This is a genomic window from Candidatus Neomarinimicrobiota bacterium (genome assembly GCA_016784545.1).
In the GTDB taxonomy this organism is placed as follows: domain Bacteria; phylum Fidelibacterota; class UBA8477; order UBA8477; family JABMPR01; genus JABMPR01.
This window is the reverse complement of record JADHUM010000033.1, coordinates 1-21823: the sequence shown is the minus strand read 5'-3', so window position 1 is coordinate 21823 and position 21823 is coordinate 1. Positions and strand designations below refer to the sequence as shown.

Annotated in this window: 20 protein-coding genes; 14 read left to right on the top strand and 6 right to left on the bottom strand. The window is 42.2% G+C overall.

All coding sequences use genetic code 11. The features are described 5' to 3' along the window. Positions 1–8 precede the first annotated feature (8 nt). From hrcA to ISR87_08915, 10 genes are read left to right on the top strand one after another with little or no spacing between them, the layout of a single operon-like run. On the top strand, positions 9–1064 hold the full coding sequence (gene hrcA / locus ISR87_08960) for a heat-inducible transcription repressor HrcA (protein MBL7025573.1): 1056 nt from the start codon (positions 9–11) through the stop codon (positions 1062–1064). 1 nt (position 1065) lies between these two features. Further along, entirely contained in the window at positions 1066–1644 is a 579-nt protein-coding gene (locus ISR87_08955) for a nucleotide exchange factor GrpE (protein ID MBL7025572.1), read from the top strand. A 2-nt stretch (positions 1645–1646) separates the two neighbouring features. After that, positions 1647–2807, top strand: a complete 1161-nt coding sequence (gene dnaJ, locus ISR87_08950) for a molecular chaperone DnaJ (protein ID MBL7025571.1) — start codon at positions 1647–1649, stop codon at positions 2805–2807. A 13-nt stretch (positions 2808–2820) separates the two neighbouring features. Continuing rightward, positions 2821–3276, top strand: coding sequence for a ComEA family DNA-binding protein (locus ISR87_08945; GenBank protein MBL7025570.1), 456 nt, complete (start codon positions 2821–2823; stop codon positions 3274–3276). A gap of 13 nt (positions 3277–3289) precedes the next feature. Further along, positions 3290–5521, top strand: coding sequence for a hypothetical protein (locus ISR87_08940; protein MBL7025569.1), 2232 nt, complete (start codon positions 3290–3292; stop codon positions 5519–5521). A gap of 14 nt (positions 5522–5535) precedes the next feature. Then, a complete protein-coding gene (locus tag ISR87_08935; protein ID MBL7025568.1) occupies positions 5536–6477 on the top strand; it encodes a hypothetical protein in 942 nt (313 codons plus the stop codon). Continuing rightward, positions 6467–7630 carry a hypothetical protein gene (locus ISR87_08930; protein MBL7025567.1) on the top strand — a complete coding sequence of 388 codons (1164 nt, stop codon included), beginning with the start codon at positions 6467–6469 and terminating at the stop codon, positions 7628–7630. Before ISR87_08935 ends, ISR87_08930 begins: the two co-directional genes overlap by 11 nt. Further along, positions 7627–8157 (top strand): RsmD family RNA methyltransferase, encoded by a 531-nt coding sequence (locus ISR87_08925; GenBank protein ID MBL7025566.1) that lies wholly within the window; start codon positions 7627–7629, stop codon positions 8155–8157. The genes ISR87_08930 and ISR87_08925 overlap by 4 nt, the downstream gene beginning before the upstream one ends. A 1-nt stretch (position 8158) precedes the next feature. Beyond that, a complete protein-coding gene (gene coaD / locus ISR87_08920) occupies positions 8159–8656 on the top strand; it encodes a pantetheine-phosphate adenylyltransferase (protein MBL7025565.1) in 498 nt (165 codons plus the stop codon). A gap of 11 nt (positions 8657–8667) precedes the next feature. Beyond that, the gene (locus ISR87_08915; GenBank protein ID MBL7025564.1) at positions 8668–8952 is read left to right on the top strand and encodes a zinc ribbon domain-containing protein; all 285 of its coding nucleotides are present in this window, start codon (positions 8668–8670) and stop codon (positions 8950–8952) included. Between the two features lie 85 nt (positions 8953–9037). Here the strand turns inward: ISR87_08915 and ISR87_08910 are convergent, their stop codons facing one another. From ISR87_08910 to ISR87_08890, 5 genes are read right to left on the bottom strand one after another with little or no spacing between them, the layout of a single operon-like run. Further along, positions 9038–10267 (bottom strand): glucose-1-phosphate adenylyltransferase, encoded by a 1230-nt coding sequence (locus ISR87_08910; GenBank protein ID MBL7025563.1) that lies wholly within the window; start codon positions 10265–10267, stop codon positions 9038–9040. Positions 10268–10295: 28 nt separating this feature from the next. Continuing rightward, complete coding sequence (locus ISR87_08905) at positions 10296–11711, bottom strand: glycogen synthase (GenBank protein ID MBL7025562.1); 1416 nt, start codon at positions 11709–11711, stop codon at positions 10296–10298. Further along, the gene (locus tag ISR87_08900; protein MBL7025561.1) at positions 11712–12755 is read right to left on the bottom strand and encodes an endonuclease/exonuclease/phosphatase family protein; all 1044 of its coding nucleotides are present in this window, start codon (positions 12753–12755) and stop codon (positions 11712–11714) included. After that, positions 12736–14742, bottom strand: coding sequence for a sodium:solute symporter family protein (locus tag ISR87_08895; protein MBL7025560.1), 2007 nt, complete (start codon positions 14740–14742; stop codon positions 12736–12738). Before ISR87_08895 ends, ISR87_08900 begins: the two co-directional genes overlap by 20 nt. 9 nt (positions 14743–14751) lie before the next feature. After that, positions 14752–14970: a hypothetical protein gene (locus tag ISR87_08890; protein MBL7025559.1), complete on the bottom strand. Its 219-nt coding sequence runs from the start codon at positions 14968–14970 to the stop codon at positions 14752–14754. 185 nt (positions 14971–15155) lie between these two features. Between ISR87_08890 and mtaB the strand changes: the two genes are divergently transcribed. Then, positions 15156–16460, top strand: coding sequence for a tRNA (N(6)-L-threonylcarbamoyladenosine(37)-C(2))-methylthiotransferase MtaB (mtaB, locus tag ISR87_08885; GenBank protein ID MBL7025558.1), 1305 nt, complete (start codon positions 15156–15158; stop codon positions 16458–16460). Positions 16461–16539: 79 nt separating this feature from the next. Here the strand turns inward: mtaB and ISR87_08880 are convergent, their stop codons facing one another. Next, entirely contained in the window at positions 16540–17787 is a 1248-nt protein-coding gene (locus ISR87_08880) for an OFA family MFS transporter (protein ID MBL7025557.1), read from the bottom strand. Positions 17788–18008: 221 nt separating this feature from the next. Here ISR87_08880 and ISR87_08875 point away from each other — a divergent pair, with 221 nt between their 5' ends. From ISR87_08875 to ISR87_08865, 3 genes are all read left to right on the top strand, one after another. Further along, positions 18009–19676 carry an NAD-dependent malic enzyme gene (locus ISR87_08875; protein ID MBL7025556.1) on the top strand — a complete coding sequence of 556 codons (1668 nt, stop codon included), beginning with the start codon at positions 18009–18011 and terminating at the stop codon, positions 19674–19676. A 110-nt stretch (positions 19677–19786) separates the two neighbouring features. After that, positions 19787–20671 (top strand): DMT family transporter, encoded by an 885-nt coding sequence (locus ISR87_08870; GenBank protein ID MBL7025555.1) that lies wholly within the window; start codon positions 19787–19789, stop codon positions 20669–20671. Positions 20672–20725: 54 nt separating this feature from the next. Continuing rightward, positions 20726–21676, top strand: a complete 951-nt coding sequence (locus ISR87_08865) for a phosphodiester glycosidase family protein (GenBank protein ID MBL7025554.1) — start codon at positions 20726–20728, stop codon at positions 21674–21676. The last annotated feature ends 147 nt before the right edge of the window (positions 21677–21823 follow it).

Below are 21823 nucleotides of genomic sequence, written 5' to 3'. Positions count from 1 at the left end.
GTTCGGTTATGAATCGAAGTCCTAGACAAACGTTTATAGAACTCAAGGACCGTGAGGAAAAAGTCCTCAAATGGTTGGTGAGAGATTATGCTGTGAACGGGCACCCAGTTGGGTCTTCACGTCTGGTTGCCATGGATTATTTCAAGGTAGGGTCCGCAACCCTTCGTCATGTTTTGAGCGATCTTGAAGTGGGAGGATACTTATTGCAGCCCCACACGTCGGCAGGACGCATTCCAACGGATAAGGGATATCGATATTTTGTGGATAGGCTGATGGAACTCGAACAACCCCAGCAGAACGTCACCAGAGATTATGAGTCAGGGTTGGATAATCTTAGTAGAGATCTCGATCAACTGATCAAAAATACTGCTCAGTTTCTGGGTGATATGTCTCATGCCCTGGTGCTCATGTCCCGCCCTCAGGAAAGAGCTACTCGTATTCGTTCAATTGCTCTCCATGAATTGGATAAAGAATCCGTACTTCTTATTGTCCATATGTCCCTGGGACAGGTGAAGACGGTTGCCTTTGAATTAGAGAGCAAGCTTTCTCGCATTGTGATGCACGAAGCAGAAAATATATTGAATGATCTATTTGCTGGTCGCGATATAGATGATGTTCAAAAGCAGGTTGAACAGGGCACTGACGAAGTGACACGAAAAAACCCCATCATTGATCAGATTTTAAAGAGTTTTAACAACGTTCTGGATTCCAATTCCAGCAATGATTTTAGAACCTATGGCACGCACCAGTTGCTGCATTATCCGGAAATTGCGGATCCAGCAAAATTAGAATTCTTGCTGGAAGCTATAGAGACTGATTCTCTCCAACGGTATTTACCTGCGCCCTTATATAGTGGGAAGCCCAGTGTCTTTATCGGTGGGGAACTGGGGCAGACATTTTTTAAAAATATGTCGCTCGTCTCTATTGCCTATAAGGGGAACAGGTGTAGTGGTGAAATTCATATTTTAGGACCCACTCGCATGGAATATGAACGTATCATTGGTCTGGCAGAATTCACTGCAGATAAAATTGAAACATTAATTAACACGAAATACATAAAGTAATATGACTGATAAAACGACAAAGAAGACGAGCAAACAAAAAAAAGCAACTCCAAAGCCTAAGCTTACAGCTAAAGAAAAATTGTTAACCAAAAAGATTGAAAACCTTGAAGATACTGTGGAAAAACTCACTGATGAACTGGTGGATCAGCAACTCCGTGTGCAAGCAGCAGAAGAAAAAATGTTGCGCGTAGTTGCAGAATATGAGAATGGAAAAAAACGAGTAGAAAGAGAAAAAGAACGATCCCTAACCTTTGCCAAGGATCGAATGCTTATGGGGCTCTTTCCAATTATTGATAATCTTGAGCGCTCTGCCCAATATGAACAGGACGCTGCAGATGCAGAAAATTCATCCAAGGGTATTGCTCTGGTTTTAGATCAGATTCAAAAGTTCCTGAAAGATACTGACGATGTTGAAGTCTTTGATCCCACAGGGGAACCTTTCGATCCCGAGCTGCACGAAGCCATGGCCATGCAACCCTCTGAAGAACATGATCCCGGCAACATCATTCAGGTGTTCGAAAAAGGCTATAAATCAGGTGATCGTGTGTTAAGAGCAGCAAAAGTAGTGGTTAGTCAATAGCTATGGCCAAACGCGATTATTATGAAGTACTTGGTCTATCTAAAGGGGCCAACAAAGCTGATATAAAGAAATCTTATCGTCAGATTGCCATGAAGTATCATCCAGATAAAAATCCTGGTGATAAAGAAGCTGAGACCAAATTTAAAGAAGCTGCTGAAGCCTACTCAGTCTTAAATGATGAACAGAAAAAAGCACAATATGATCAATTCGGTCATGCCCCTGAAGGCGGCATGGGTGGAAGCCCCTTCGATGGATTCGGTGGTGGTGGATTCGGTGTAGATCTGTCTGATGCCCTGCGAATATTTATGGATGGATTCGGCGGTGGCGGCGGTGGTGGATTTGGAGACATATTCGGTGGTGGTGGGGGTTCTCGCTCCCGCGGTCGTTCCAGAGGTTCAGATTTAAAAATTAAGTTGCCCTTAACCCTGGAAGAAATTGCTACGGGTGTCACCAAAAAGATGAAAGTCAAAAGATTCGAATCTTGTCCCGATTGCAGCGGAACCGGCGCACGGGATAAGGCCAGCAAAACAAACTGTACGGTTTGTCATGGTAGGGGTGAAGTACAACAAGTTTCCAGATCAATGTTTGGACAATTTGTCAATATTCAACCTTGTTCAAATTGTGACGGCACCGGTGAGGTGATCGCTCATCCATGTCAGACTTGTAGAGGCGATGGAAGAGTGAGAAAGGAATCTGTTGTATCAGCTAAGATTCCTGCTGGTGTTCACGCAGGCAATTATATGACCCTTAAAGGCGAAGGCAACTCAGCCAGACGCGGTGGGCAACATGGTGATCTGATTGTTCTCATTGATGAAAAAGAACACGATTTATTTATTCGAGATGAGGATAATATCTATCTTGAACTGGGCATTAATATGGCCCAGGCAGTCACTGGTACAGAATTGGAGATTCCAACCCTGACAGGAAAAGTCAATCTGAAAATTCCTGCTGGTTCTCAATCGGGGAAACTTCTCCGATTAAGAGGAAAAGGGATTCCTCGTATCAATAGCCATATGGTTGGTGATCAAATGGTGAAGATTCAGATTGAAACTCCTGTAAAACCAAGCAAGAGAGAGAAAGAGCTCTACAAAGAACTAGCAGACTACTACAGTAGTCAAAAAGTCAAGCGTAGTATCTTTAGAAAAATAAAATCCTTACTATGATGAGGCAGGAAACTTGCTAAATTTTACCCGCCAGGAACGAATTGTAATTTACTTTTTAGTGGTCACACTGGGAGTAGGTGCTGTTCTCAGGCTTGTTAGAAATCAGCGTATTGAAAAACAGTTGACTCCGAATCGGTTTTATGAAGAGGAACAACAATTCATAAAGATCACAGAGCAGATAAATTCTGACTCGCTCCAGTTTGTTGACAAGGACAATTCAACGCCGGAATCTAGTGGAGTTGATACGCTTACAGAGGGGATCGATGGAGCTGTTAACCTGATAAATTTGAATACGGCTGGAGTTAGTGAACTTTCTAAACTGCCGGGTATCGGCCCGGCTATAGCTGAAAGAATAAAAGATTATAGGGATCGAAATGGTCCATTTAAGAATAAATCAGATATTGTCCTCGTTAAGGGGATCGGAAATAAAATATACACCCGCATTGAGGGTTTAGTTACGACAGAGTAGTCGAGGAGGACTCGTGAGTAAAGATTTTTTCGCCAATCACAGAACCAATTCAATAATAATTATTGTTCTGATAATACTGTTTATCAGCGTGATTTATCTTCCAAAGACTATCTGGGATTATGAGGCCACATTGCGTGATGATGCTCGATTCCGGATGAACGCTGTAAGCCTTGCTGAAAAACTTCACTATCAATTAGCAAAAGAATATACCACTGATACTGAACAACTTTTACTTGTTGTGAATAGCGTTAAAGACAGTCTTCTTGCCGCAGCTATGGATACAAATTATAGCTATTATGGACCTCAGAAGATACCTATGGCCGCAAAGTCTATTCCGGTGAATTATTCTGATGAATATAAAAAGCTTTATAATAAGTTACATCTCGACCTATTCAAGACACTGGAACCCAATCACAATATGGATGCAAATACTATCAATCTCGTTCTCGATAGTATAAAAACCCTTTTTGACGCTGGCAACTATGTCGGTGACCAGAATATGGAGATAGATAGCATTGGTTTGAGCTTCACGGTTTCAGACAAATTTGATATTTTATATCAGAACATCAAAACCTCTATGTTCAATGCACTTACCACGAGTTACACAAAATATCCAACCTTCTCCAATCCCCTGGTTGATGCTGTCATGGATAGCATCGCCAAAAATCCCAATCTTTCAGGTCGTATTGAGTTTGGTGGTATTTTTGATGGTGATGTGAGGATTGACTTCATCATTCCAGCTACCTTTGAAGAGAACCTGGAAAAGACACTGGAAGCACTAAAAAAACAATTTGTAATTGATTCCTATGATTCAACTACCTACGGGGACACCCTCTATGACATGGCCTTGGCAGAGTTTCTCGTACTAAATGATACGCTGGAAACCATGCCTGACTTTATGAAGCTCATGTATCTGGATACAAGTGGTATCGAAGTTGAAATCCCTGTGGAAGTTAAAGTTGGGGATATGGAAGCTGCGCTTGCAAAACGAAGGAACAACTTATACAAGCGCCTGACAGGGTATTCTGAACCAAGTCCTTACATTGCCGACCAAGTTATAGCAGTCGCTTTGGATTCATTAAACAGTCCCACTGCCGGATTAGATTCAATCCACCTGGATATAGATTTAACAAATGCAGTTTTTAACATTAATATTCACAAAAATATTTCTGAGTATTTTAATAAGGTGAGTCTGGAACAAGCTTACTATAAGTCAGCTGTAAATTTAAGTGATCTCGACTGGGAAAAAGCCGCCGTTGAAGTGGTTGAATTTATCGGTGCAAAACTAATAAAAAAATCTGATTTCTTAAAGTGGCAGGTGGTAGAAGTTGAGTCTGATACTTTTAATGTGAATATTTATGACAATTTCTTACGTAAATATGATGATATGAATATTAAACTGGCAGAGACACTTACAGGCAAATTCATCAACATACATAATCAAGCCCGCGATATCGTTGGAATTGCAGAACATTTGGCTGGTGTTGATACACTAAACTGGAGCGGTGAACAGGTTATTGAATTTCCTGCAGATACTTTGCTTATTGATGTATTTCCAACCTATCTCTCGGAATATGACACTACCTTTACTATTGCACGTGATACAGTTGTACAGATTGAAGATAGTACTTTCAATGGTGTCTGGTATAGAGGCAAGGTGGGCGTTACTCAGGAATTCTCACTCGATTCTTTGCCTTTCCTCAAGCGACTAAACAATTCAGCCTATCACTATGATTTCAACGGTACTGATAGTGTACTGTCAATGAATATTCTGGAAAAAAGTGATACTGCCTACGTAGAAAAGGTTTTCTACGGTATGGATAAATTCATTTTGGTTTTCGCAGGGGATAGCCTGCTTGAAAATTTATTCCTTATTGCAGATATGTACTCAGAGCTTGACTCCATCCAAATTGATAGTCTTAGTGTTGTCTCTGATGAATTTGTCGCCGGTGACAATGAAAAGGATCTGTTTATGCACAAAGATTCCTTTGGAGGCTGGATCGACACAACAACCAGCAAAAAATATGTTAAAAAACAACTGTTTTCTCACTATCAGTTTGAGCCAAAACTCACTAGGTGTACCGTAACTGATTTGCCATATCGTGTTACTGTGAGAAATAATGTGAATCTGGGCATTGAGTCTCCAATAACACATCCAATTGAAACCAGACGATATCTTTTCTTTACTCAGGTTGATTCAACCCATGGAAGTCTGATTGATGGAGAGGAAAGCTGGGCCAAGTAGAAGGCTAATACACCATGCTGGCAATTCATATATCTCGGCAGAATATAAAATTCGCCCAATTGGTGAATTTTAAGGGTACCCCATTTATCGAGAGTCTTGGAAAAGTCAGTTTAAACGATAATCTCCATAGCCCGGATATGACAAACTCCCAGGTTATTATGGCCCTGGCTGAGCAAATTTCAAACATTCGTAATTCTGCAGAGTTTCCAGATACAGCAACCCATCTTGTCATTGACAGCGATTGGTTTCCAATGGGTATTCATCCCGTTGATGCTGCCTTATCAGGAAACGATCTAAGTAAATATCTCAATTGGTACATGAAAGAGATGCTGGAAGGGTCCCTTGCTCAATATTCCATGGTGCACCAGGAACTCAATAGATCCTCAGCCAAGGCAGCGCAGTATCTTTCTTTGGCAATACCTCAATCCTTTGGCTCATGGTTAGACCGAATTATTGGTCCTTCTGAATTGGAATTGAAGAATGTTATTACAGAGATAGAAGCAGTTGGCAATGTTTTGACAGCAACCAAGCTCCTTGATTTCGAAGGGGGAATCCAGGTTGTTTTGGAAAATCGTGAAAATACGATTAGCTGTCACATGTTTCAGGACCAGGAATTTTCAGGCTTATTCCATGGTTCATTGAATTGGGATTACAAAATTACGCTAGATCATGTCAGGGGCGATGGCGATCTCATTATGCTTGTGAAAGAAGCCATTGAGAGAGCAATCAAAGGCAAGCGCGATCCTGACAATGTGATTACCAATCTTTTTTACTTCTCCTCGACTGGGGATCCTTCTCTTATGAGCAACCTGGAAAAATATGAGGTTAGCTGTCAACCGCTCAATTTGGGCAATCACTTCAATTTCAGAGATCCTGATGCTGAGAATATTGATGAATATGCCGTTGTCCTGGGTGCGTTGAATGTAGAGATACAGGAGCGCTTCAGTGAAGATTGATCTTAGAAAAGACAGAGGGATTCTGGATTTAAAGAAATTCCTGGCAGACGAATCCTCAACCCACCAGCTGTCTGAAGATGAACTCATTGCTGAAACCATGCGTAGGCGACGTTCCAGCCTAAAAACTGAAACTCCTGATCAAAATAAGCTGGAGACGGTAGCAGACATTCCAAAAACCGAATCCAAGGCCAAGAAAAAGACAAAAGACAGCAACAGAAATCCCCTCCGTGAGTTGGTGCTTCTCATCCTCATGCTTGCAGTCACAGTCTATTATTTAAATGATAAAGGAATACTTTATTCAAGCATAGATATGGCTCAGGAAATGGTTTACGACCTATTGGGTATAGATCCGGTTCTCCCTGTAGAAAAAGATTCTGATCTAGATCAGTACGATCAGTATTTTTCTGGAGATTCCTTGGTCATTGATGATGTGCTTCCAGACGAAGTGTTTAATGAACTTATGCCCCTGACCGATGATATCGTTGCTTTGGCCGATTCAATTGCATCAGCCAAACCTGAATCCCTATACGTGAAATTACCTGGTGGAAGAGACACAGTTATCGTCTATGAGGAGTTCACCCAAGTTTCTGAAGAAGTCGTTAAACTCACAGATGAAGACATCTCTATTATTAATAATCGCTCGCTGCTGCTTATGGTAACAGAAATGGTAAGTAACTTCCCCCTTGAATATGATTCTGGACACCTGTATTTGAAAAGAGACGCTCTCTCCATAAATGCCCCTCGAGGTGGTGAATGGGTTGGAGCAATGAAAACTACTCTTGATAAATTTGTCCTGGGATCCTTTATAGAGGATTATAGCTCAGGCACTGCCAAAATTTCCAGTAAATTTGAAATTATTATGAATGCTGAGAAAGGTTTTCGGGGACAGTCCTTTGATGCAATGCGACTTCTAGACATCCTGGCAAATCCATTTTATGACTATTTGGAGGAAGTCGTTATTGATCCCGCACGAGGCACCGATGACAATCCAGTTCAAATTATATTCTCAGGCTCTGCCCAGGAAATTCAATATATTTTATCATCCTGGTCTGAATCAAGGAGCAACTACCTCATTCGATCTATTGATATTGAGTTTAAGGCTGAAATCCTCAAGCTCACCTTTGGCGTCACCTTCTTCAATTACACCCCATGACACGAATCATAGCTGGGGAGTGGAGGGGACATCCTCTACCAAAACTGAAGACAGGATCTGTTAGACCTACCACCGATCGTGCTCGTACAATTTTATTTGATACCCTCAGGGATGTCCGGGAAATGCATGTATTGGATCTATATAGCGGTACTGGTGCCCTGGGTTTCGAAGCACTGAGTCGAGGAGCGGTTTCCCTTATCTCAATCGATCAGGAGAGGAAATACATCAACGAACAGAAAATCTGGATGAAGCATCGCGACAAGATCTTCAAAGCGTATGTCGGAGATGTTCAAAGAGTGCTCAGGAAATTGAATCAAAAGTTTGATCTCATATTAGCTGACCCACCCTACGCAGAGAAACTTTCCTCAACTATTATACATCTAATAGAAGTACATGCCGCTGAAAATGCTTATTTTGTCTATGAATCTGCCAGAAGAGAAGAAAGCATTCTGGATTCAGATGTTTTTAAATTGCTTAAAGAAAAAGTGGTTGCAGAAACAAAAATTCAAATATATAAGGCGCACTGATATGAAAAAGAGATTAGCCATATACCCAGGTACTTTTGATCCAATCACTCTAGGTCACCTCGACATTATAGAAAGAGCTGTATCCGTTTTTGACGAAGTCGTGGTATCAGTGGGGAGAAACATCGGTAAAAAGCCCTTGTTCTCTGTAGAAGAACGCATTGAGATGATTGAAAAAACTACTGCGCATCTTGAAAATGTGAATGTGACTTATTTTGATGGTCTGGTTGTAGACTATGCTCGCAAATTGAATGCTGTTGCCATGATCAGAGGCTTGAGAGCGATGTCGGATTTTGAATTTGAGTTCCAGATGGCTCTTGTAAATCGAACACTTTTTCCTGATCTTGTTCAAGTATTTCTCATGCCACATGAAGCATACACCCATTTGAATTCGACCATTGTAAGGGAAGTATCGAGTTTTGGTGGGGACATTACTTCATTTGTCACGCCCTATGTTGCCGACGTACTTCATAAAAAATTTCATTTAAAAGCTAAAGAATAAGGTTATCGAGCATGCCAACATATGAATATGAATGCCTGAGTTGCGGTACTCATTTCGATGCTTTTCAAAAGATGTCAGATTCTCCTTTAGACAGGTGTTTGCAATGTAAAGGAAGTGTCAGAAGAATTGTTAGTGGTGGAAGCGGGCTCATATTTAAGGGTTCAGGATTTTACATCACCGACTATGCCAAGGGTAAAGGCAAGAAAACTGAGACAACAACTGCTCCAAAGAATGGGTCAAAATCTAACTCGTCTAAACCAAAAACTGCTGATACATCCAATACCAAAAAAAAATAGCTCAACCCTTAACTGACAGTCTAAATTCAGACCACGCTTTGGATAAATCGCTTCCCGCTTACCCCATAAATCCAGTTAATATCGCTTAAATTTCAAAATTGTCAGGAATTATGGCATTTTTAGGAATAATGATGATGCCATCTTTTATGGTAATGGTATCACTCTCAAACTCATCCACCCCGTCTTTATTTGTGAGTCGGACATTTGTACCAATACGCACATTCTTATCAGCAATGACATTCGATAGAACAGAGTTTTCACCAATTCCAATGGGGATATGTGACTTTGAATTGGGATCATCATAGAAATCAGCACCCATGAAGTAGGTACGCTTCAACTTTACCCCATCTCCAATAATACTTCGGATACCGATAATTGAGTCTTTCAGTTGAGCATTGCCAATCTTGCACCCCTCACAAATGATGGAGTGGTCAATCTTCGCACCTCGAATTTCACTCCCAGGCAAGAATCGCTGCCGGGTATAGATTGGATTCTTTTCATTATAAAAAGAAAAATCTGGTTTCTCTTTTGTCAGAGCAATGTTGGACTCAAAGAAGGTTCTAATAGTTCCAATATCTTCCCAATACCCCTGAAATCTGAAGGCAGTGGTTTTCAAAGTTTCGATTGCGTGGGGGATGATATTTTTTCCGAAATCATCTCCCTTGATTTTCAGCACCTCAGTGAGCACCTTTTTATTGAAAATATATATTCCCATGGACGCCAAAACTTTATTCTCACCGTCAATCACTTCAGCTAATTCATTGATGAGTTCCTCAGATTGTGGTTTTTCAACAAACCTGGTAATCTTGTCATCACTATTTGCTTGCAGAACACCAAGTTGAGGAGCTGTGGAAGTGGGCATGGGCCGTACGCCAACAGAAACATCAGCCCCAGTAGCGAGGTGATGATCAAAAAACTCAGAATAATCCATTTTATACAGATGATCCCCTGCTAAAATGATATAATGAGTTGCACTCATCTGTTCAAATCGATCCCAATATGATCTCACAGCATCGGCTGTCCCCTGAAACCAGTCTTTGTTTTTCGATGTTTGCTGGGCGGCTAATATTTCTATGTCACCACCTGAATAGATATCAAATTTATAGGTACGCGAGATGTGTCGATGGAGGGAAGTCGTATTGAATTGAGTCAAGACATGAATGAGGTTGATCCCTGAGTTGATGCAATTACTGATGGGCACATCAATCAAGCGATATTTACCTCCAATATGCACGGCAGGTTTTGCACGATAAGAGGTCAAAGGAGATAATCTTTCTCCACGTCCACCCCCAAGGATAATAGCTCCCAAACGCACTTCAGACTGTTTCACACGAACCTCGCTTTCAAAGATTATATAAATGTAAATACTGTTTTGCTGATTGATCCCACGAAAAATCCTTTGACATGGCTCTCGCCATGAGAGTTTTCCAATCTGACCCAGAATGGTATACTTTTAGAGCCAGTTTCATTGCTTTTCTCAGTTCCTTTGTACCATAGGGTTCAAAAACAAATCCCGTTCCAGAGTCTGGGCTCCAAGCTGCCACTGTATCTCCCAGACCTCCAGTAAGATGAACGATGGGTATGGTCCCATATCGCAGACTATAAAGCTGATTTAATCCGCAGGGTTCAAACCTGCTGGGCATGAGAAACATATCGCAACCAGCTTCAATCAGATGTGCCAGTGGTTCATTAAATCCATCCTCAAATGCAATGTGCTGGGGATGTATTTTTGATGCTTTACGGAGCTGCCCAGATATCTCAGGACTCCCAGAACCGAGAAAAATAAATTTTGCACCCAATGTAACGAACTCGTCGAGGACTTCCATAATCAAAGGGAAGCCTTTATTCTCTACCAGTCGGGATATAGACCCAAAAAGAGGGGCATCAGGTTCTGGAGAAAGACCAACTTTTGCCAGCAATGCCTCCTTATTTCTCCTTTTACCAGTCAGATCATCCTTTGAAAAATGATAGGGTGTAAATTGATCAAGTTCAGGGGACCAATATTCAGTATCGATCCCATTCACTATTCCTGAGAAATTGGATTCACGGGCCTGTACTCTAATCAGGCTATGCTCATCTACATTCAAGCCTTCTAGTAGCTCTAGAGCGTACCCTGGGCTCACTGTGGTCACAATATCACTATGATCAATTCCCTCAAGCAGCGCACTATAATTGTCCCACTGTGTTTTTGTCAGGTACGTGCTCGTCGATTCTGGGAGAAAGGATGCTTCTTCAGGTGAGAAATGACCATGGTATAGAAAATTGTGAATTGCAAATATCGTTTTTATCTTAAGTTTCATCGCCTTCACCATAACGGGCAATAGTCCTGTATGATGATCATTACAATGCAGGATATCCACCTCAAGACTTCCCCTGGAAATAAGGTCCAACACAACCAGTTGGAAATAAAAATAACGAAGGTTATTGTCTGCAAAACCCTCACCATCTGATTCCGTGTAAATTCCATCTCGACCAAAAAACTGCTCACACTTAATAAAGCCAATTTTAGTATAACCATCACTATCTGTGGTATGATGCAGCGAATAAGGAATAATCTCATCACCTAAAGTGATATCACCCTTTATGGACGTTGGCTGGATATCATGCTTGATTTGATCGATTTGACCGTATAGGGGTGTTAGTACCTGAACTGATTTAACATACGGGGCTATTGCCTGGGGGAGGCTGCCGGCTACATCAGCCAGTCCACCTGCCTTGGAATACGGGGCAACTTCGGCTGATACGAATAAAATGTTCATTTAATTATGACTTACAGTAATATTGCACACAACCGGCAAATGGTCGGAATATCCGCCTTGATATTTACCACTCCGATACATCCTGTCTGGCCAACCCTTATGGTCGCCATCTTTTTCAATGAGATAGCCCGGTTTGAAAGGATGGGTGGATTCGAAGGTCCAATCAAAATTCTTTCTATCACGCATCCCCGATGAAATGATTATTTGATCCAGAACTGTCCATTTACCGCGGTACATACATGTTCCAGCATCCGGGTTTTTGTCTAGTGACCAGGTTGTATTAATCAGGTCACCTGGATACAATTGGGGACCCGCTTGATGAGCTCGGAGGACATCATATAATGAAGGATCATCTGGGTAGTCGTTAAAATCACCCATGATCAAAATATCAGCTTGTGGATCCTTGACGAGAATATGATCAATGCGTGTCCGCAAGGTACGAGCAGCAGTTCTACGGAGAGGATCAGTTTCTTTTTGCCCGCCCCACCGTGAAGGCCAGTGATTTACAAAAACATAAATGGTTCTATCACCAGAAGTCCTGTTAAAAGTGAATTCAACCTCAACAATATCTCTGGTTTTCTCATTGCCAGCCAGAAATATAGGCAAAAAGTGGCTACTTTTTAGCGTGAGTTGCTTAGGATCGTAAAGTAAGGCACAGTCAATTCCCCGTTCGTCAGGCGATTCTTTGTGGACAATTTTTAATCCACGTTTTAAAAAGCTGTCATTGAGTCGGGTTAAAACGCTTTTGTTTTCAATCTCAGCCAGACCAAGAATGGCCAGATCATTGGCTTTGTCCAAATCATGGATAACTCTGGAGAGGGCCTCAAACTTCTTAACCAGTCTTTCTTCCGTCCATTCGTACTTACCTGATGGCGTAAAATCGTCGTCCTGAATAAGTGCAGCATCTGTAGTGTCAAATAGATTCTCGACGTTCCAGAATGCTGCTTTGAATTGACTTTGAGCGTATAATTCTCCCGACCAACCAATGAGAGTGAGGGTAAAGAGAAGTATGCGCATGGAATGATTACATTTCTTTTTCAGCACGAAGTGCCTTACCCTCGGTCAATAGACCTGCGTCTATGAGGTCGGGCGTCATATAGACTATGCCATCTTCATCGTGTGGTTCTGCATAAACTGAATGGACAGATTTCAAACCGCCCATCCAGCGCCGTTTATCACTGATGTAAACGAGATCACCAACATTTGCCGCCATTTCTTCCATTTGCTTATGAGAGAAACGCACATATGAATCAGCTGATTCCTCGAGTTTCCAATGTACGATTGGTTCTTCACCTGGAACATCATTGGGTTTTGAGCCCTTGAACATCTCTCTGGCCTTATCCAGCGTCCAAACTGTGATACCATCTAGTTTTTCATCATCAGCGGCATTCAAGACAAAGGAGTTGACCATATTTGAAAAACCCCAAACCAGTGTGTAATAAACCCTTCCCAAACCTGAGATGGGTTGTTCTGTGCTATTGAGATGGGCTTTGGCATTTACGACAATATTGGCAGTAAACTTTTCGATTCTCACCTCAACCTTACGGGTGAAAATAAAGGAAAACACCACACCCGACGCAAGACAGACAAATGTATTGTAGAGAGCTCTGATATAGGAGTAGGGATGATCTGGATCCATTGCAATGCCGTGATCAAAGGGACCAATTAAACCGGCAGGATACTTGTTACCCAGCCACATGAGAATGGCACCTACAACGAAAGTCGATACAGCTGCCAGGGTGGTATAGCGTTTCCAGAAAATACCAAGAAATATGGCGATGACCAATGGAGGTGTCATGGTGCTATGGAAAAACCCATGAGCTTCATATAGGGTTGGGAAATTATCAAAGAATGTAACGGCAATAACTCCCAACAGTGTTGCGCCAGCGGATATGAACATTGCGGCTTTTAAATAATGCTTATCGTCCCGGTCTTTTACAATAGGCCGGTATATATCATTAATTACAACCGCTGCAACGGCGTTGATCAGGGTGTCCACAGTAGACATAAGCGCTGCGACAACGGCAGCAATAATAAAGGCAAATACAATTTCCGATGAGGTTACCAGTGCTGCCACCTGGGTGAATACATGATCCAGCTTAATGGTTGCATCCCATTTTTCGGGTGTCACGAGACTAATGGCTTTGCCAACCCAACCTGCATTACTTACAACCACTGTTGAAATGGGGAGGAGGAATAAAATATTAAAAGCAGCAGCCTTGCGTCCCTCATTCACTGATTTCGTCGCCATGAAACGCATGATCAAACCCTGGTTCATAAAGAGAAAACCAACGGAACCAGCCACACCATCCTGCCAGAATATCCCGACAAAATTGAAATTGCTGGGTTTATTAAAGTGGGCGAGAGGGAGCTTAAAATCCATTGGAAGGGCATTCCAGAAGACATCAAATCCACCGAGATAGTTGATTCCTAAAATGAAAACCAATATACCTGCGAATATCAGAACAAATCCCTGGGCGAGATCAGTAAAAATGACTGCAGTCTGGCCACCAAAGGTGATGTAAATACCTGCTATGATAGCGACCACCCAGATAATCGTATAAAGATCCCAACCCAGGAGTGGCTCCAGGGTTTTACCCATGGTGAGAAATCCTATTGCGATGTAACCAATCATGTAACCCAGTATGGCTATGGTTGCCAGGATACGTACATTTCGATTAAAACGTCTCTCAAAATAATCGGGAATGGATCGAATACGTGTATAGTAAACAATTGGCAACCAACCAAAAAGAAAGAATGGGAGAAAGAACCAATCATTCATGTAAGTCATGGTTGAGGAAAAACCATGCTCAAAAGCTTTGGCTGAATATTTAAGAAATGAATGTGATCCCACGCCAGTTGCAACTATTGACATGGTGATCAGCCACCATGAAAATCGACGGCCACTGAAAAAGAAGTCATTTGTGTTTTTATTATATCTGGCGAAATAGGATCCAAATCCCAGGATCAGGGCAAAATAGCCAGCTATGATAATCCAGAAGATCGGTGTGGTCTGTATAGCTTGTTCCATGAGTCTCTCCTAGAAATTCAATGCTGCGTAGGTTAGAAATGTATGAATCCCCAGATAATAGAAGTACCCGAAAAAGAGTACATAGAACCAGCGCTTATGCATGGGACGAGAAAGCTTAATCGATTTAGATTTATATATAATTACCATTCCCGCTGAAAAGATGATTCCACCTGCCACATAGAGGTAGATGACGGGCAACCAAGTTCTAAAAAAAGTGAGCTCATGCATGAATTATTAATCTCCTAATGTCTTTGAGATTCCAAAATAATTTTATCCCTATTAAATCAAACTGAATTCGGGGAGATTCTTCTGTTAAATAAGCATTATACGGGGAAATATTCGAGATATAATTCACAGATAATGCAAAACCATAATGAACTTTTCCATTGAGATTCAGTAACTATAATATGGCGATGATTAATAGCACAAAAAAGGTCGCATTTCATACACTCGGTTGTAAACTGAATTACGCCGAAACTTCAACCTTATCCCGCCAATTTGTGTCAGCTGGGTATGAAAAAACAGATTTTAGCAAGGCAGCTGATCTGTATGTCATCAACACCTGCTCGGTTACAGAGAATGCTGACCGTGAGTTTCGTAAAATTGTAAACAAGGTGAAACGGCTGGCCCCAGATTCAAAAGTTGCCGTCATAGGATGCTATGCCCAACTCAGACCTGAAAATATTGTAGCCACATCCAATGTTGATGTGGTGCTGGGGACGAAGGAGAAATTCAATCTTCTTGAGCATCTTGATTTTAACGCTCCAAAAGAAACTCCCTTGATCATTCGCGACACTGAAATTGATGAATTACACGGCTGTACCCCATCATATTCTGTGGGCGACAGAACGCGTTCATTCTTAAAAATCCAGGATGGCTGTGATTACCCCTGTACCTATTGTACCATCCCGCTGGCCAGAGGGAAAAGTCGCAGCATTGATCCAGACATTCTGGTTACCCAGGCCTATGAAATCGCCGCTAGAGGTGTCAGGGAGATCGTTCTCACAGGCGTAAATGTGGGTGACTACCGTTTTGGATCGGAGATTACTCTACTAGATCTCCTGAGAAAACTTGACCGAGTGGTAGGAATTGACCGCATTCGAATCTCATCAATCGAGCCCAATCTTCTTACAAATGAAATAATCGATTTTGTTTCAAAATCAAAAAGTATCCTCCCGCACTTTCATATTCCTTTGCAGGCCGGCTCGGATAAAATTCTCGGCCTTATGAAGCGCAGATATACTCTTGACCTATACAAAGACCGTATCAAAGCTGTTAGATCGGTTATGCCCGATGCTGGAATAGGTGTGGATGTCATCGTCGGCTTCCCAGGTGAGGGAGAGGCTGATTTCCAGGAGACCTATGATCTCATCGAATCACTTGATATCTCTTATCTCCATGTTTTCACCTATTCAGAGAGGCCCAACACTGAAGCTGTCAATTTGCCAGGCAAGGTGGGGATGAGGGATAGAAAAGATAGAAACAAGCGCCTGACGGAGCTTTCAGACAAAAAGAACCAGGCATTTGCCCTACGACAGCTAAATCAGAAAAAGTTTGTCTTGCTTGAGAGCTTGAACAATGGGGTTTTAACAGGTATGACAGAAAATTACCTAAAAGTCCATATTCCCAGCAACTCGGAGGAGCTGTTGAATACCATTGTAGGTGTTGAACTCACAGGTGTTCATCAATCAAAAGTGTTAGCCTCGATACACACCTGATTTACGATCCACAGATATGTATAAAAAAAGGAGACAGATAAAACTGTCTCCTTTTTTTATACTACTTTAAATAATGTATTTAAGTCGATTTAATCGGTGGTTTAATCTGTGACATAATCACTGCAGCAATTAAGCAGAGTATTCCACAGATTGTAAAGGCTAGAGGGAAATTACCCATATCTCCAAGCCAGCCACCCATGATGGGACCAAGGATTCCACCAAAGCCATAGGCTAAGAATATCCATCCATAATTCTGCCCAATAAATTTAGTACCAAAGGTGTCTGCAGTAATTGTTGGGAAGAGAGAAAAATTTCCTCCAAAATTAAAGCCGATAAGGGTTGCTCCGAGATATAAGAGAGCTGGTGTTCCAGCCATCCATTGAAATAGAATCACAACAACGCCCTGAGTGGCCATCATTATCACGATGGATTGTTTACGTCCAAGTCTATCACTGATGGCACCCCAGGCAATACGACCCAGTCCATTTGCCAGAGAGAAAAATACAGCCATGGCAGTTCCGGCGATGGCACTTGCAGCAACCTTATCAATTCCGTTGGCAGTTAAGGCAACCATGGGCCATAACTTCATGAGGCCAATACTCATGAGTCCGGCACTTGCACCAAAGGCAAAAGTCATTGATATAAAATGGAATTGTGGAGTCTTCAGCATTTCAGTGCTGTTAAATTGGTTTTCATCGCTGATGGCAGATCCATCAGAAGCCACAGGTAGGGTATAACCAGCAGGTAGCCAACCCTCAGGTGGAAAAATCATCCAGATGCCACCAACCAGGATCATCAGCATAAAAACTGCACCCAGAGCTGTAAAAGTTGTACTGAGTCCATAAAGGGCAATGAGTGAGCCCCATGATCCAGCCAGTTTGACCCATAAAGTTGCACCAAAGCCAAAACCAGAAACAGCCAGACCTGTGATCAGCCCTTTTTTATCTGGAAACCAGCGCATACCGACAGCAATCGGGACGACATATGCCAAACCAATTCCGGCTCCGCCTATCATTCCAATAAAGATGAGAAGGGCAATAAAGTTGGTCCCCCCGAATAATCCTGCAAGCAGGTATCCTGAACCTAACACGAACCCACCAGCCATAGAGACCTTCCGTGGTCCAAGTTTAGGCATAATTCTACCTGCAATAACCATTACCACCGCAAAAAAGAACAGGCCGGTAGCAAAAACAGCTTGGGTCATAGCTTTTGTCCAACCAGCATCCACCAATGACGGCGTGAAAACTGACCAGGCATAAATAGCCCCCAACGCCAATTGAATAAGAACTGCCCCCAAAACAACAAACCAACGATTTCTTACTTTCATTATCCCTCCGCTATTTAATCGTGTATTGATCAATAAATCTTGAATCGTTGAATTTTATTTGCATGAATAGTGCCAAGCTTGCATCATTTTTGCATAATTATGCTAGCATGAAAGATCAATACTAGCAAAGGGTTCACTTCGGCACATTGTGTCCCTTAATGTTTATTAATAGGTTTAAGAAGGGGAAAATCATGGGAATGGTAAAAAAACGTCGTTATCAGATGGAAAGTCCAGATGAACCGCTTGAGGTGATCATCAGAGGCACTGATGTGTTAAATGAACCGCTACTTAACAAAGGAACCGCCTTTACAGAGGAAGAACGTGAAGCATTGGGTCTACGTGGTCTGGTTCCACCAAAAGTATTTACTATAGAAGAACAGGTTCTAAGGGTTCTTGAAAACTATCAACGCAAAACGGATCCATTGGAAAAATTTATTTTCCTCACGAGTCTTCATGATAGAAACGAAACTCTCTATTATAAAGTGCTTACTGAGAACCTCATGGAGATGACACCGATTGTCTATACACCTGTTGTAGGGGCAGCCTGTCAGCAATTTGGCCATATATATCGTAAAAATCGGGGTATGTATATCAGTGCCAATGACAAAGGCCATATTCGAGATATTTTCGATAACTGGAACCAAGATGAAATTGACATTATTGTGATCTCCGATGGATCCAGAATTCTTGGTTTAGGCGATCTGGGTGCCAACGGAATGGGTATACCTATCGGAAAACTTGCCCTCTATGTCGCTGGTGGTGGTGTTTATCCCTGTAAGACCTTACCTATTCTCCTGGATACAGGAACCAATAACGAAGAATTACTGGCTGATCCACTCTATTTGGGACTAAATCAACATCGTATTGGGGATGATGAATACTATGAGATCGTTGATGAATTTGTCAACGCTGTACAGGACAGATGGCCCAAAGCTTTGATTCAGTGGGAAGATTTTACAAACGATCACGCCTTCCCAATACTGAATAAATACCGGGAAGACGTGTTGTGCTTTAATGATGATATCCAGGGCACTGGCGCCGTGGCTCTATCTGGTCTACTCGGCGGTATGCGCATGAAAGAAGAGAAACTCGCAGATCAGCGTATCATTTTCTACGGAGCAGGCTCAGCAGCGGTTGGTATAGCAGACATGATTGTGGCTGGAATTGTTGAAGAAAGTGGCATGAGTGAAGAAGAGGCCAGAAAACGATTCTGGTTGATTGATAGTCAGGGATTGGTGGTAAAGAATGGTCCCCGTCCGCTCCAGGATCACAAAGTACCCTATGCCAGGGATGAAGCTCTCATAGATAATCTCATGGATGTCATTAAAGCAGTGAAGCCTACTATTCTGGTTGGCGTAAGTGGCCAGGGTCAGACATTCACACCAGAAATTATCAAGGAGATGCTGAATTATTCAAAGCAACCCATCATTTTTGCTCTTTCTAATCCTACCTCTAAATCTGAATGTACGGCCCAAGAAGCATACAAGTGGACAAAAGGGAAAGCCATATTTGCAAGTGGAAGTCCCTTTGATCCAGTCAGAATGAAAGGTAAAATATTTGTTCCAGGTCAAGGCAACAATATGTTTATTTTTCCTGGAGTCGGTCTCGGCGCTTCACTTTGTCAGGCCAAAAAGGTAACCGATGCCATGTTCTATATGGCAGCGAAAACGCTGGCGGATATGGTTACAGAAGAGGAACTCGCTCTGCGGACTGTATATCCAGATCTTAGGAAAATCCGAAAAATATCTCTAACTATCGCGGCAGCTATATGCGAAATGGCATTTGATGAAGGCTTGGCTCGTGTTGAGAGACCAAAGGATATCAAAGCCTGGGTAAAAGAAAATATGTTTGAACCAGTATATCCACGCTACGTAGCAGCCTCTGAATAAAACCTGACTAAAACTCAATATAAAGTCCCCATCACGAAACTGGTGGGGGCTTTTTTTATATAACTACATTCAATAGCGGTAATATCAATCGTCTGGATTAACATGTTTTGATGAAGAGATCAGAACATACTATTCTATATATCATCATGATCATATCCATGTCCTTGTGGGGTCTCTCCTGGACAAATGGAAAAATCCTGGGGACATTTACCAGCATCCCAATTCTCATGTTCTGGAGATTCTTCATAGCTGGGATATTCATGTTGGGAGTCTTAATTGTCCGTGGCACACAATGGAGGATTACGCTTGCAGGATTACCCTCAATCGTTGCTTCCGCTATTTTTCTGGTTCTCTATAATCATTTCTATTTTACAGGAACCCTGATTGGCTCTGCTGGGGCGGGTGGAGTCCTGGTCACTACACTCAATCCAGTCTTAACATTTCTACTCATAACAACTATAAGGCGTAATATTCCCAGAGGACGCTCCTTGGCGGGACTTCTATTGGGTATTCTGGGTGGAACCATCTTAATAAACATCTGGCAAGATGGTTGGTCTGCCATATTTACCAGCGGAAATCAATACTTTGTCCTATGCGCCAGCACCTGGGCCTTCCTCACCTTCATTTCCTCAAGAATTAATAAACACATGAGCACACTTACCTACAGCTTCTGGCTTTACATGCTTAGTTCAATCCTTGCTTTGCTCTTTGTGGATAAATCTCAAGTGTTTTCGGTGTTTAGGCTGGGGCTCAGCTTCTGGTTAAATCTATTGTCCGTTTCAGTGGGAGCTATGGCATTTGCAACAACAGCCTATTTCATTGCTGCTTCCCGTTTGGGCTCTGAGAAGGCCTCAGCATTTATATTCACAGTCCCTCTGAGTGCAATGATCTTTGCTATGCTCATATTAAATGAGCCATTGAAGTGGAATATTGTCTTTGGTGGAACGATTTCGATTATAGCTGTATTCCTGATTAACTCGTCCAAAAAAAAATAACCAACCCAAGAATCACTTTTCGATATTGGATATTATCACACTATATTGGTTAATATGTTAATACGCTTCTTTCTATCTATTCTCACTATCCTGATGCTCTCTGGCTGTAATACATCCGGGGATTCCTCAGTTGGATATCCTGGACTTGGTCTTGAGTGGTCAGCAATTGATTCGATTAATCAAGAATTACCTGAGGGAATATCCGTTTATCAGTCAGTTCATGTCGGTGCAAACCTGAGAGCCTGGTATGTCCTTGTCAGAGAGTCTCTTCCTGAAATTGAGAGTCGCGTTGTTGTTTCCAACGATTCGGACAGAACAGAAACTGTATCAGAATTTGCCCGTCGTCTCGGTGTACCCGTGATTATAAATGGAGGCTATTTCAGGATGGATTTGAATCCTGCTAAACATGTGGGGATATTGAAAGTTGATGGGGAGTTGATTCATGCTGCCACTTCATCGGTTCTAAAAGATGAAGAAAGGTTTTATCTCCATCGGTCGGCAATTGGTTTCGATGAGAATAATGCTGTTGAAATAAATTGGGTCTCTTCTTCAGGAGATTCAGTTTTCAGTTGGGAGCAGGGGATTGAGAATATGCCCGGTCAACCTGGTCAACAAAAAGAAAATAGTTTTCGAAATCTTTGGACCTATCGAGATATTCTTGGAGCTGGTCCTCTGCTGCTTCGTGATGGGAAAGTATTTATTCCCGTTAACGAGGAAGTGTTTTTTGGATCAAGCATCCCTGAGGTTCATCCACGTACGGCTGCCGGGATAACCTCAGATGGAGATTTGATACTCCTGTTGGTCGATGGCAGGCAGTTGATAAGTCGTGGTGTAGATTTGCCTGAACTGGCAAATATTATGTTAGAGCTGGGGTGTGAAGACGCCATCAATCTGGATGGGGGAGGATCATCGGCTCTGGTGGTGAACGGTATGTTGCTGAATAGGCCGGCAGGGAAGACGGTGGAGCGGGAAGTCATGTCAGCTATCGCTGTATACGCACACTAGGGTTAGACACAAAATCGAGTAGGAGGATAGGGATTAATTCCCTATCCGTCCTCTCACACCACCCTGCGTACGGTTCCGTACAGGGCGGTTCCTTAATTTACACCTTAACATTTCGGTAATAATCCGTGAAAAAGAGGTATCCAGCTT